The organism is Archangium primigenium, from assembly GCF_016904885.1.
In the GTDB taxonomy this organism is placed as follows: domain Bacteria; phylum Myxococcota; class Myxococcia; order Myxococcales; family Myxococcaceae; genus Cystobacter; species Cystobacter primigenius.
Genome location: NZ_JADWYI010000001.1, coordinates 3,454,191 through 3,467,047, shown reverse-complemented (window position 1 = coordinate 3,467,047; position 12,857 = coordinate 3,454,191). Strand labels below are relative to the sequence as shown.

12 protein-coding genes are annotated in these 12,857 nt (G+C 68.6%); all 12 read left to right on the top strand.

What is annotated here, in order from left to right; all coding sequences use genetic code 11:
- Nucleotides 1–12 precede the first annotated feature (12 nt).
- The gene (locus I3V78_RS14430; protein WP_204488232.1) at nucleotides 13–1,431 is read left to right on the top strand and encodes a sigma-54-dependent transcriptional regulator; all 1,419 of its coding nucleotides are present in this window, start codon (nucleotides 13–15) and stop codon (nucleotides 1,429–1,431) included.
- 192 nt (nucleotides 1,432–1,623) lie between these two features.
- Nucleotides 1,624–2,535, top strand: a complete 912-nt coding sequence (gspC, locus tag I3V78_RS14425) for a type II secretion system protein GspC (protein WP_204488230.1) — start codon at nucleotides 1,624–1,626, stop codon at nucleotides 2,533–2,535.
- Between the two features lie 22 nt (nucleotides 2,536–2,557).
- A complete protein-coding gene (gene gspD / locus I3V78_RS14420) occupies nucleotides 2,558–5,122 on the top strand; it encodes a type II secretion system secretin GspD (RefSeq protein WP_204488228.1) in 2,565 nt (854 codons plus the stop codon).
- 3 nt (nucleotides 5,123–5,125) lie between these two features.
- Nucleotides 5,126–6,919: a type II secretion system ATPase GspE gene (gene gspE / locus I3V78_RS14415; protein WP_204488226.1), complete on the top strand. Its 1,794-nt coding sequence runs from the start codon at nucleotides 5,126–5,128 to the stop codon at nucleotides 6,917–6,919.
- A 38-nt stretch (nucleotides 6,920–6,957) separates the two neighbouring features.
- Nucleotides 6,958–8,211 (top strand): type II secretion system inner membrane protein GspF, encoded by a 1,254-nt coding sequence (gene gspF / locus I3V78_RS14410; protein WP_204488224.1) that lies wholly within the window; start codon nucleotides 6,958–6,960, stop codon nucleotides 8,209–8,211.
- Nucleotides 8,212–8,231: 20 nt separating this feature from the next.
- Nucleotides 8,232–8,378, top strand: coding sequence for a hypothetical protein (locus tag I3V78_RS14405; RefSeq protein WP_204488222.1), 147 nt, complete (start codon nucleotides 8,232–8,234; stop codon nucleotides 8,376–8,378).
- Between the two features lie 33 nt (nucleotides 8,379–8,411).
- Entirely contained in the window at nucleotides 8,412–8,831 is a 420-nt protein-coding gene (gene gspG, locus I3V78_RS14400) for a type II secretion system major pseudopilin GspG (protein WP_204488220.1), read from the top strand.
- A 31-nt stretch (nucleotides 8,832–8,862) separates the two neighbouring features.
- Nucleotides 8,863–9,339 carry a type II secretion system protein GspG gene (locus I3V78_RS14395; protein WP_204488218.1) on the top strand — a complete coding sequence of 159 codons (477 nt, stop codon included), beginning with the start codon at nucleotides 8,863–8,865 and terminating at the stop codon, nucleotides 9,337–9,339.
- Nucleotides 9,336–10,031 (top strand): pilus assembly FimT family protein, encoded by a 696-nt coding sequence (locus tag I3V78_RS14390; RefSeq protein WP_204488210.1) that lies wholly within the window; start codon nucleotides 9,336–9,338, stop codon nucleotides 10,029–10,031. Before I3V78_RS14395 ends, I3V78_RS14390 begins: the two co-directional genes overlap by 4 nt.
- A complete protein-coding gene (locus I3V78_RS14385) occupies nucleotides 10,028–10,822 on the top strand; it encodes a prepilin-type N-terminal cleavage/methylation domain-containing protein (RefSeq protein WP_204488208.1) in 795 nt (264 codons plus the stop codon). Before I3V78_RS14390 ends, I3V78_RS14385 begins: the two co-directional genes overlap by 4 nt.
- The gene (locus I3V78_RS14380; RefSeq protein ID WP_420840419.1) at nucleotides 10,822–11,499 is read left to right on the top strand and encodes a prepilin-type N-terminal cleavage/methylation domain-containing protein; all 678 of its coding nucleotides are present in this window, start codon (nucleotides 10,822–10,824) and stop codon (nucleotides 11,497–11,499) included. The genes I3V78_RS14385 and I3V78_RS14380 overlap by 1 nt, the downstream gene beginning before the upstream one ends.
- Before the next feature lie 2 nt (nucleotides 11,500–11,501).
- Nucleotides 11,502–12,857, top strand: coding sequence for a type II secretion system minor pseudopilin (locus I3V78_RS14375; protein ID WP_204488207.1), 1,356 nt, complete (start codon nucleotides 11,502–11,504; stop codon nucleotides 12,855–12,857).

Genomic DNA, 12,857 nt, shown 5'->3' with positions numbered 1-12,857 from the left:
CTGGGCCCCGCCATGACGACACCCACTCCCACCGTCCTCGTTGTCGATGACGATCAAGCCAACCTGGACTCCGTCGCGCGCATCTTCCAGCGCGAGGGGCTGGAGACCCTCACCGCCCACAACGGCACGGAGGCCCTGGAGCGACTGCGCCGGCCCGAGGTGAGCGTCATGGTGACGGACCTGATGATGCCCGGCATAGACGGGCAGGAGCTGCTCAAGGCCTCGCGCACCATCCGCCCGGACGTGGAGGTGGTGCTGATGACGGCCTACGGCACGGTGGAGACGGCCGTGGCGGCCATGAAGGACGGCGCCTACGACTTCATCACCAAGCCGCTCAAGCGCCACGCCCTGGTCAAGGCCGTGCAGAAGGCGCTGGAGAAGCACGACCTGGCGGCGGAAAACCGCGTGCTCAAGGCGAAGCTCGCGGAGATGAGCGGCCCGGGCGGGCGCGCCATGGTGGGCCAGTCCCCCGCCTTCCGGGCGATGATGGACACCCTGCGCCAGGCCGCGCCCTCCACCGCCACCGTGCTGCTCCTGGGCGAGTCCGGCACCGGCAAGGAGCTGGCGGCGCGCGCCCTGCACGAGCAGTCCTCGCGGGCCAAGGGGGCCTTCGTCGCCATCAACTGCGGCGCCCTGCCCGAGAGCATCCTGGAGGCGGAGCTGTTCGGCGTGGAGCGTGGGGCCTTCACCGGCGCGGTGTCCCGCCGCGAGGGCCGCTTCGAGCGGGCCCACGGCGGCACCCTCTTCCTCGACGAGGTGGGCGAGATGCCCCTGAGCGCCCAGGTGAAGCTGCTGCGTGTGCTCCAGGAGGGCGAGCTGGAGCGCCTGGGCGGCACGCAGACCGTGAAGGTGGACGTGCGCATCGTGGCCGCCACCAACAAGGATCTGGTGCGCGAGGTGGCCGAGGGGCGCTTTCGCGAGGACCTCTACTACCGCCTGCACGTGGTGGAGGTGCGCGTGCCCGCGCTCGCCTCGCGCCGCGAGGACATCCCCCTGCTGGCGGACGCCTTCCTGCGCCGCTTCGCCGCCAAGAACGCCAAGGCCCTGCGCGGCTTCTCCCCGGACGCCCTCTCGGCCATGGAAAACTACGCCTGGCCGGGCAACGTGCGCGAGCTGGAGCACGCCGTGGAGCGCGCCGTGGTGCTCGCCCGCGGGGACATCCTCGAGGTGAACGACCTGCCGGAGACCGTGCGCAAGGGCCCCCTCGGCTCGGCCGGACAACTCGTCATCCCCATCGGCACCCCCATGGAGGAAGTCGAGCGCCGGGTGATCCACGAGACCCTGCGCCACACCAAGGGCGACAAGACCCTGGCGGCCCGCCTGCTGGGCATCGCCGCGCGCACCATCTACCGCAAGCTCGAGCGCGAGGCCTCCGAGACGCCGGGCTCCGACGGCGCTCCGCCCGCCTCCTCGTCCTCCTCGGGCGAGTGACAGCGCGTCAGTCACGCGACCCGTGCGTTGACATTTTGTCCCACGCCGCGCCGCACGGGACGGACACGCGCACGGCGCCCGCTTATTCCGGAATGATTTCAAGGGCTTGGCTGTAAGGGTCGGGTTGCCTGCTTCCCTTCGGGGATGGCACCTCACTTGCTCAATCCCGGGCAGGCCCTTCCTGGACGTGTGATGGAACTCTTCTTCCGCAAATACTTCTGGACCGTGAACCTGGTGTTCATCGTGCTGGTGGCGCTGCTGGTGGCGCGCACGGTGAACCTGTTCGTCGAGGCGGCGCTGACGCCCCTGCCGTCCGGCGAAGTGGCGGCCCGGCAGAAGGCCCAGCCCACCGAGACGCTGGCCTCGCTGGATCTCAAGCGCATGTCGGACGTCACCGGCATCAAGGTGCCCGAGCCGGATCCCGTGGTGGCCGAGCCCACCTCGCCCCAGCTGGATCCCAACGCGGATCCGGTGAAGAGCAGCCTGCGCGTGAAGCTGCTCGGCACGCTGGTGGCCAGCGACAAGTTCTGGAGCGTGGCCTCCATCCAGGACATGAACAACCAGCGCTCCACCACGTACATGGTGGGCGACCGGATCCAGGGCGCCGAGGTGCTCGACATCGAGCGGCTGCGCGTCGTCATCCTCAACAACGGCCGCAAGGAGTTCATCGACGGCCAGCCGGGAGACGGCGCCGCGGTGGCCGTCTACACCCCGCCCCCGCTGCCCAACGGTCCGCCCGTGCAGGCCCCCAACGTCAACGGCAGCGGCATCCGCGCCGTGGGCGAGAACGACTACGAGGTGCCGCGCGCGGAGATCGACCGCACGCTCGCCAACCTCAGCGACGTGGCCATGCAGGCGCGCATCGTGCCGGCCTTCAAGGACGGCCAGGCGCAGGGCTTCAAGCTCTTCTCCATCCGCCCCGACTCCATCTACTCGAAGATCGGCGTGCAGAACGGCGACGTCATCAAGCGCATCAACGGCTTTGACCTCAACAGCCCGGAGAAGGCGCTCGAGGTCTACACCAAGCTCAAGGAAGCCTCGCGCATCGAGATCGATCTGGAGCGCAACGGCTCGCCCGTCCACAAGAATTACACCATTCGTTAACCCCGCCGGACCCCCCTCCTCCATGAAGACGCTTTCGTCCAGCCTGCTCCTGCTGTGCCTCCTGGCCATGGCGCCGCCCGCGCTCGCCCAGCGCCGCAACCTCAGTGGCCAGCCCGAGGCCGCGCCCACCGACCGGCAGATCACCCCGAGGGGCGGGGCCGTCGGCGCCGAGCCCTCGAGCAATGGCGTGCGGCCCACGCCCACGTGCGACGAAGTGCGTCGGCGCGCCCGCTACAACATCTACTTCGACAAGGTGGACATCGAGAAGCTGGTGCAGACGGTGGCGGACGCCACGTGCCGCACCTTCATCCTGCCCGAGAACATCCGGGGGAAGATCTCCATCCTCGGGCCGGAGAACGGGCGCCTGGAGGTGAACTCGGACGAGTTCTACGGCCTGTTCCTCACCGCGCTGGACATCAACGGCCTGGCCACCAACACCGTCGGCAACTACGTCAAGATCGTCGACAAGCGCGCGGCCAAGCAGTTCCCCGGCAAGATCGTGGGCGAGAGCGACACCGCCTACACGCTGCGCGAGGAGATGATCACCAAGATCTTCCGCATCAAGAACGTGGAAGTGGAGCCGCTGCGCGGCGTGCTCCAGCAGCTCGTGTCCAAGGACGGCGACACCATCCCGTACCCGCCGGACATCATCATCGTCAACGACATCGGCGCCAACGTGCACCGCCTCGAGCGCCTCATCAACCAGCTGGACACGCGCTCGGCCAGTGACGAGGTGCGCATCATCCAGGTGCAGTACGCCACGGCCGCGGACATCGCCACCACGGTGCAGAAGCTGTTCGAGCAGAAGGGCGCCTCGCAGGGTGGCGGCCAGGTGGGCCGGGGCCCCCGGGGCACCCCCGCGGTGATGACGCCGCCGGGCGGCTCCATGGGCGAGACCCTGCCGCAGATGGGCTCGCCGGGCCAGGAGGGCGCGAGCGGTCCGGTGACCTTCTCCCAGATGATCCCCGATGAGCGCACCAACAAGCTCATCGTGGTGGCCAGCCCCGCCGCCTTCGAGCGCATCCAGAGCCTGGTGCGCGAGCTGGACGTGCCCACCGCGGGCACGGAGAAGATCAACGTCTACCCGCTGGAGAACGCCAACTCCGAGGAGATCGCCAGCACCCTGCAGACGCTCTCGCAGGGCACGACCAGCGGCGGCGGCGGTGGCCGCCGGGCGCCGGTGCCCGTGCCGGGCGCGCCGGGAATCCCCCGGCCCGCGGGCAGCTCGGGCGCCGAGCTCTTCTCCGGCGAGGTGAAGATCTCCGCGGACAAGGGCACCAACTCGCTCGTCATCATCGCGAGCCAGAGCGACTACCGCAGCCTCGTGAAGGTCATCCGCCAGCTGGACAAGCCGCGGCGGCAGGTGTTCGTCGAGGCGGTCATCATGGAGGTCAACCTGGACCGCAACAACGAGTTCGCCATGAACCTGCACAGTGGCTACTCGCTGGCCACGCCGCTGGGCACGGGCTCGGGCCTGCTGGGCACCAAGTACACCTCCTCCGGTCTGCCCCCGTCCTTCTCGCTCGCCAACCTGGCCAGCTTCGGCGGCTTCCTCGCGGGTCTGCAGGGCCCGGTCATCCCGGAGCTCAAGGCGCTGGGCATCGACATCCCCTCCTTCGGCCTCGTGCTGCACGCCTTCCAGCAGAGCTCGGACGTGAACGTGCTGTCCACGCCCCACCTGCTCACCAGCGACAACGAGGAGGCGGAGATCACCGTGGGCCAGAACGTGCCCTTCCAGTCCGGCTTCAGCCCCACGTCGCTGGGCACGGGCTCGGGCCTGGGCGGCGCCTTGGGCGGCACGGCGGGCGTGGGCTCGCTGCTCGGCTCGCTCGGCGGTCTGGGCAGCCTCTATGCCCCCATCACCCGCCAGAACGTGGAGCTCAAGCTCACCATCAAGCCGCAGATCAACGAGAGCGACTTCATCCGCATGGCCATCACCGAGCAGACCGAGGAGATCGCCTCCACGGATCCGGTGCTCGGCCCCACCACCTCCAAGCGCAGCGCCAAGACGACCGTGGTCGCCAAGGATCAGGAGACGGTGGTCATCGGCGGCATCATGCAGGAGCGCACCATCGAGTCGGTGGCCAAGGTGCCGGTGCTCGGCGACATCCCGGTGCTCGGCCACCTGTTCCGCTCCACCAACCAGCGCAAGGCCAAGACGAACCTGCTCCTGTTCCTCACGCCCTACATCATCCGGGACCAGTCGGACTTCCGGCGCATCTTCCAGCGCAAGATGGCCGAGCGGCAGCAGTTCGTGGAGCAGTTCTACGGCCAGGTGGCCGGCTACGACGTGCCGGTGGACTTCGCGCGCAAGAGCGGTCCGCTGGGCCGCATGCGGCGGGTCATCTCCAACGAGGAGCTGAAGCTGGAGAACGGCGGCCCGGGCCAGGCCGGTGAGCGCATCCTGGGACCGTCCATGGGCTCGCCCGCCTCCCCGCCGTCGTCGCGCACCGGGGAAGTCCCGGCCTCCTCCGCGGGTTCCATCGCTCCAGGACCCACGGGCGAGCCCGCCGTGGTCGCGCCCCCCTCCCCCCCGGAGAACCCCGAGGAGCTCCGCCTCCAGCCGGACACCGGAGACCAGAGATAGCCCATGAGCCTGCTCGCTGATGCCCCCCTCTCCGCGCCCCGCGCGGACGCCACCCAGGTCGTCTCCCATGGCCCCGCCTACCTCTGCGGCCGACCGCTGGGGGAGATCCTCCGCCACACGAGCGGACTGTCCGAGGACAAGCTCCAGGAGGCGCTCGCGCACCAGGCCGACAAGGGGGGCCGGCTCGGGGAGATCCTCGTGGCCCAGAAGGTCCTGACCGAGGAGGACGTGGCCAAGGCGCTCGGCCTGCAGTTGGACCTGCCCTACCTGGCGCGCATCTTCGTGGAGGAGGTCAACGCGGACGTCATCAAGCGCGTGCCCATCAACTTCGCCAAGAGCGCGCGCATCCTCCCCCTGTTCGAGGAGGACGGGGCGGTGGTGCTCGCGGTGGCGGATCCGCTGGACACGACGGTGCTCGACCACGTGCGCATGCTCCTGGGCCAGGACGTGCACCCGCGCATCGCGCTGGGCTCCACCATCACGGACGCCATCAACAGCGTCTACGACCGCGCCACCAACGAGGCCGAGCAGCTCGTGGACGAGCTGCACGCGCAGAACCTGGACTCCATCGCCCAGGAGATCGACGAGGCCAAGGACATCCTCGATGACGAGGGCGACGAGGCCCCCATCATCCGGCTCGTCAACTCGGTCCTCTTCCGGGCGGCCAAGGAGCGCGCGAGCGACATCCACATCGAGCCCATGGAGCGCGAGCTGATGGTGCGCTTCCGGGTGGACGGCGTGCTGCAGGAGATCATCAAGCCGCCCAAGCGCTACCAGAGCGCCATCGTGAGCCGCGTGAAGGTCATGGGGCAGCTGAACATCGCGGAGAAGCGCCTGCCGCAGGACGGCCGCATCCGCATCAAGCTGGCCGGCCGCGACATCGACATCCGTCTGTCCACCATCCCCACGACGTATGGCGAGCGCATCGTCATGCGTCTGCTCGACAAGAACACGACGCTCCTGGACCTGACCGAGCTGGGCATGGCGGCGCAGATGCTCGAGCAGATGGAGCACGTCATCCGCCGGCCGCACGGCATCGTGCTGGTGACGGGCCCCACCGGTAGCGGCAAGACGACCACGCTCTACGGCGCGCTCTCGCGCATCAACACCCCGGACCTCAACATCCTCACCGTCGAGGACCCGGTGGAGTACCAGCTCAAGGGCATTGGCCAGATGGCCATCAGCCCGAAGATCGGCCTCACCTTCGCCCAGGGCCTGCGCTCCTTCCTGCGTCAGGACCCGGACGTCATCATGGTGGGCGAGATCCGCGACAAGGAGACGGCGGAAATCGCCATCCAGGCGTCGCTCACGGGCCACCTGGTGTTCTCCACGGTCCACACCAACGACGCGGCGAGCGCCATCACGCGTCTGGTGGACATGGGCGTGGAGCCCTTCCTCGTGGCCTCGTCGCTCACGGGCATCCTCGCCCAGCGCCTCGTGCGCCGGGTGTGCCCGGACTGCCGCGTGCAGTACTCGCCCACGGACGAGGAGCTCAAGGAGATCGGCCTCAACCGGGCGACGCTGCGCGAGCGCCACGGGGTGGAGCGCATCTACAAGGCCGCCGGCTGTCCGTCGTGCAGCCAGAACGGCTACCGCGGCCGCACGGGCATCTACGAGCTGCTGCTCGTGGATGACACCGTGCGCCAGCTGGCGCTCAAGAACGTGGACTCCTCCACCATCAAGAAGGCCGCCGTGGGCCACGGCATGCGCACGCTGCTGGATGACGGCGCGCGGAAGATCGCCCTGGGCGAGACGACCATCGCCGAGGTGCTCAGCATCACCCAGGAAGACCTCTGAGCCCCGTCCCCCCGAGGACCCCCTAAGGATCCCCCGCCATGCCCGTCTTCGAATACAAGGCCCTGGATGCGGCCGGAAAAACCGTCCGCGGGATGTTGGAGGCCGACTCCCCCAAGACCCTGCGCAGCCAGCTGCGCAAGGACAACAAGTTCCTCACCGAGGTCATCGGCCAGGCGGAGGGTGGGCGCAACGTCATGAAGGGCGCCCAGGCCGCGTCCGCCAACCGGGACGTGAACCTCGGCAAGATGGCGCGCGGCCGCATCACCACGGACGACATCGCCATCACCACGCGCCAGCTCGCCACGCTGCTGGGCGCGGGCGTGACGCTGGTGGAGGCGCTCACCGCGCTCGTGGACCAGGTGGAGAAGGAGCGGCTGAAGATCATCCTCTCGGACGTGAAGAGCCGCGTGAACGAGGGCTCCTCGCTCGCCGACGCGCTCGGCATCCACCAGAAGGTCTTCGGCTCGCTCTACGTGAACATGATCCGCGCGGGCGAGCACTCGGGCGCGCTCGACACGGTGCTCCTGCGCCTGGCGGACTTCACCGAGAGCCAGTCCAAGCTGCAGCAGAAGATCATCGGCACCATGACCTACCCGGCCATCATGGTGCTCGTGGGCGTGGGCATCCTCACCCTGCTCATGGTGGTGGTGATTCCCAAGGTGACCAAGATCTTCACCACCATGAAGGCCACCCTGCCCTGGACCACGCAGCTGCTCATCTTCGTGAGCACCTTCCTGCAGGACTGGTGGTTCATCATCTTCCCGGTGCTCGGGGCCACCCTCTTCGGCGTGACGTCCTACTTCCGCAGCCCCAAGGGCAAGCCGGTGTGGGACCGCTTCGCGCTCAAGGCCCCCATCTTCGGCGGCCTCCTGCGCATGCTGGCCATCTCGCGCTTCGCCCGGACGCTCGCCACCCTGCTCAAGAGCGGCGTGCCCCTGCTCACCGCCATGGACATCACCAAGGCGGTGGTGACCAACTCCATCCTCTCGGACGTGGTGGAGAAGGCCCGGGACGCCATCCGCGAGGGCGAGAGCATCGCCACCCCCATCAAGCGCTCGGGCGAGTTCCCGCCGCTCGTCTACCACATGATCTCGATTGGCGAGCGCTCCGGCCAGCTCGAGGACATGCTCATGTCCGTGGCCGACAGCTACGAGAACCAGGTCAACGTGCGCATCGGCGCGCTGACCTCCATGCTCGAGCCGCTGCTCACGGTGGTGATGGGCGTGATGATTGCATTCGTGGCCTTCTCGGTCCTGATGCCGATCTTGCAGGTCAACTCGGCCATCCGGTAACACCCGAAGGAGTCCATGCGATGAATGACACGCTCGACCGGTGGATCCAGCGCGTCACCCTCGCGGCGCTGCTGGTGCTGACGGCGACGCTGCTCACGGTGGGGGCGGTGCTGTATGCCCCCCGCCCGCCGTCGTCACAGGACATTTTGACAGGAAGCCACCGCTAACGGCCCGCTGGCGTGCCGAAAAGTCACGAGAGGATGCACATGAGCGACAAGAAGACGAAGCAGCTGCGCCGCCGCCGCGGCATGACCCTCATCGAGATCATGGTGGTCATCACCATCCTCGGCCTGATCATGGCCGCGGTGGGCGTGTCCGTGATTCCCAAGCTGGAAGAGGCCAAGCAGGACACGGCCCGCATGGACATCAAGACCATCCAGAACGCGATGAAGCTCTACTACACCAAGAAGGGCAAGTACCCGGACACGGGCACGGGCCTCAAGGCGCTGGTGGACACGAACAACCTGGAGAAGATCCCGGTCGATCCGTGGGGCAACGAGTACATCTACATGAACGAGGGCGGCAAGCCGGTCATCACGTCCTACGGCGCGGACGGCACCGTGGGCGGCGAGGGTCCCGACGGGGACATCTCGTCGCGCGACACCGCGGCCCAGAAGTAGCAAGCAGTCCCCATCGCGAGGAAGACACCCCATGACGCCCGAACACGCCGCCCCCCACCCTCCGCGCACCGAGCCCGTGGCCCGTCCCTCGCGCAAGGGGCGTTTCATCGTGGCGGGCGTCATCCTCGCGGCCACGGCGGGCGCCTTCGGCATCGCCCGGCTCACGTTCGACACCTCGCTCAGCCCGCTGCAGCGCCAGGCGCGCGCGGAGATCCGCAGCCTGGAGGGCTACTTCAAGTCCTTCCACCGCATCACCGGGCGCTTTCCCTCGCAGGCGGAGAACTTCTATCCGCTCCTGCAGGTGGGGCTCATCCAGGAGATCCCGACGGATCCCTGGGGGCGGACGTACCAGTACCGCATGAGCGACCGGGGCAACGGCTACATCATGACGTACGGCTCGGACGGCGTGCGCGGGGGCGAGGGCGAGGCGGCGGACCTGGTGAGCGGCGGCGTCCTGCGCAACACCGAGCAGGGCTCCGAGGCCCGGGTCCAGGACGGCACGCCATGAAGCGGCGCGGCATGACGCTCATCGAGATGAGCATCGCGCTGGGCATCGCCGCGGTGCTCTTCGCCGCCGTGACGGTGTCCGTGGGCTCCATCACCGGCGCCAAGGCGAAGGCCTCCGCGGCCGAGCTCGCGGGCACCATCCGCTCGCTCTACGACACCGCCGCGCTCAGCGGCAAGACGTGCCGGCTCGTGTTCGAGCTGCCGGACCCCCGCGCGGAGGACGGCGTCACGAGCTACCGCGCCGAGTGCGCCGCCGGCAACGTCACCACCGCGCGAGACCGCGACGCGATGCTGCGCGAGGACGACCGTGCCCTGGAGGATGTGCGCAAGGGCAACGCGCCCCGGGACACGCGCCGCAACTTCACGCGCGGCAGCAATGGCGAGCCTGGCCTGGACGAGCTGATGGCGCAGGAGGAGGGCCGGGTGGACAACGCCGCGCGCTTCGCCGCCTTCACCTCCGAGGAGATCAAGCCCCAGAAGCTGCCGGCCGGGGTGGGCGTGTCCGTGTGGACGCGCCAGCAGAAGGAGGCCGCCGATCAGGGCGTGGCCTACCTCTACTTCTTCCCCCAGGGCTTCACGGAGAAGGCCCAGGTCTACGTGCGCCAGGGCGACAACGTCTGGACGCTCGTGCTCTCGCCGCTCACCGGCAAGGTGAACATCGTCGGCGAGGCGCTGGAGGTTCCCCGCTCATGAATCGCTCGCGCGGCTTCACCCTGCTGGAGACGGTCGTGGCGCTCGCCATCCTGGCGCTCGCGCTCATGGCCATCTTCGACATCAACTCCGGCGCGGTGGCCAACCACGCCTACTCCAAGAAGCTCACCGTGGCCACGCTGCTGGCGCGCTCGAAGATGACGGACCTCGAGCAGAAGCTCTACGACGAGGGCTTCTCCAACGACGACCAGGAGGAGTCGGGTGACTTCTCCGAGGAGGGTTGGGACAACTTCAAGTGGCGCGCGAAGATCGTCGCCCCGCGCACCGACGGCGTGTCGCCCGAGCAGCTCATCGGCGCCATCTTCAACCTGCCCATCGGCACGGGCGGGGACCTGAGCGGCATCGCGTCCATGTTCGGCGGTGGCGGCGCTGGCAAGGATGGCAAGAGCGGCCCCTCGCAGACCACCGCCAACCCCATGGCGGGCGCGGCCATGGGCATGGCGCAGCCCATGTTCACGCAGATGGTGCAGCAGATCACCCAGACGGTGCGCGAGCTGCACCTCACGGTGTACTGGCGCGAGGGCACGCAGGTGGAGAGCATCGACCTGGTGACGCACATGGTGTCCCTGGGCCCGGGCTCGGACCGCAACGGCGGCTTCACGCCCCAGAACGGCAGCCAGCCCGACTCGTACAACAACGCGTTCGTGAACCCGGCCACGGGCCAGGTGGTCTCCAACCCCACCATCGGCCCGGATGGCCGCAGGGTGGACCCGGCGACCGGCCAGCCCCTGGTTCCGCGGCCGGAGTACGACAGACAGCGGGGGTCGCGCTGATGAACCGCTTCGCGATGCGCCGGGGTTTCACGCTGCTGGAAGTCATGATCGCCGTGGCCATCACCGCGCTGATGGGCGCGATGGTGAGCATGGCCTTCCAGACGGGCTTTCGCGCCAAGGAGGTGGTGGAGGAGGAAGCGGACCACTACCGCATGCTGCGCGCCGCCATGAACCGCATGGCGCGGGAGATCGGCTCCGCGTACGTGAGCGACCGGTATGACCTGTCGCGCTTCCGCGACCAGAACGACCGGCCGAGCAACTTCATCGGCGAGTCGGACAAGCTGACCTTCACCACCTTCGCGCACCAGCGCCTGTACGCGGACGTGAAGGAGTCCGACCAGGCCGTGGTGGAGTACTCCATCCAGACGTCCACGGAGACGGGCGCGCGAGGACGCACGGACCTCATCCGCCGGGCGGACCCCAACGTGGGCGACCGGATGGACCGCGGCGGCACCACGGACGTGCTCTTCGAGGGCGCCAAGAAGATCGAGTTCGCCTACTGGGACAGCCAGCGCAAGGAGTGGGAGGACGAGTGGGACACGCGCCGCACGGAGAAGAAGTCCATCCTGCCCACGCGGGTGCGCATCACCCTCACCACCCTGGACGAGAACGGCAAGGAAGTGCGCTACACCACCCAGACCCGTGTGATGCTCAACACGGAACTGCCCAGGTTCTGACGATGACGAACGCCCCTCCCCAGCGCCCGCCCCGGTCCCAGCGCCGCCAGCGTGGCGTGGCGCTCATCATCGCGGTGGTGGCCATCACCCTGCTCACCGTGGTGGCCACGGAGTTCGCCTACAACACGCGCGTGGACCTGCAGCTGGCCACCAACCAGCGTGACGAGGTGCAGGCGCTCTACATGGCCCGCTCGGGCGTGGCGCTCTCCCGGCTGCTGCTGCGCTTCCAGAAGCAGGTCGACCAGATGCCCATCCCCAACATCGGCGGCATGCTCAGCCAGCTGATGGGGGGCGCGGGCGCCGGGGGTGCGACGCCGGGCGCGGCGGGCCAGCAGCAGCCGGCCTCCTCGCTCAACATCCAGCTGTGGAAGCTGGCGCGCGTGGACTGCCACATGCTCCGGGGTCTGGTGCCGGGCGGCGGCGAGGACGGTGAGGGCGGAGACGACGCACCGGGCACGGCGGGCCCCGCGGGCTCCGCGCTCCATGAGGACGAGGACGTGGCGGCGGCGCTCGCCGATGCCTCCCCCAAGCGCTCCTTCGGCTCGTTCAGCGGCTGCTTCCTGTCCACCATCTCCGACGAGGAGGAGAAGCTCAACCTCCTGCGGCTCAACGCGGGCCAGGGCGACGCGCTGCCCACCGCCATGCGGCTCATGGACATGATGAGCGACAAGCGCTTCGAGTTCCTGTTCTCGCGCGACGACGCCAACAAGGTCCGCGTGACGCCGCAGGACGTGCTCATCGCCATCAAGGACTGGATCGACGAGAACAAGACGGCCTCCGCGCTGGACCTGGTGTCCGCGGCGGGCCCGTTCGTGGATGGCTTCTCCGACGAGGGCTCGGCCTACAGCCGGTATGACCCGCGCTACGAGCCGAAGAACGCGCGCTTCGACAGCCTGGACGAGCTGTACCGGGTGCACGGGGTGAACGACCGCTTCATGGCGGCGTTCCGCGACCGGCTCACCGTCTACCCGGACCAGAACTCCAAGCCCAACGTGAACACGGATGACCCGCTGATGATGTACATGGCCATCCTGTCCGCGGCGGACCCCGCGCGTCCGGATCCCCGCCTGCGGGACCCGGTCTTCGTGCAGGAGCTCATCAGCCGCATCCGCGCGGCGCGCGCCTTCAGCTTCTTCGGCATGGGCGTGGCGGACTTCGTGACTGCCATCGAGTCCGCCGGCATCGCCGTCAACCCGGCCATCCGGGCGAACGTGGCGGGCAACCGCTTCCTCGGCGACAAGAGTACGACATTCACCATCAAGTCCGTGGGAGAGGCGGGGTCGGTCCAGAAGACCCTCACCGCCGTCATCCGCCTGGACGACGGGCTGGGAAAGCTCGTGTACTGGAGAGAGGAATAA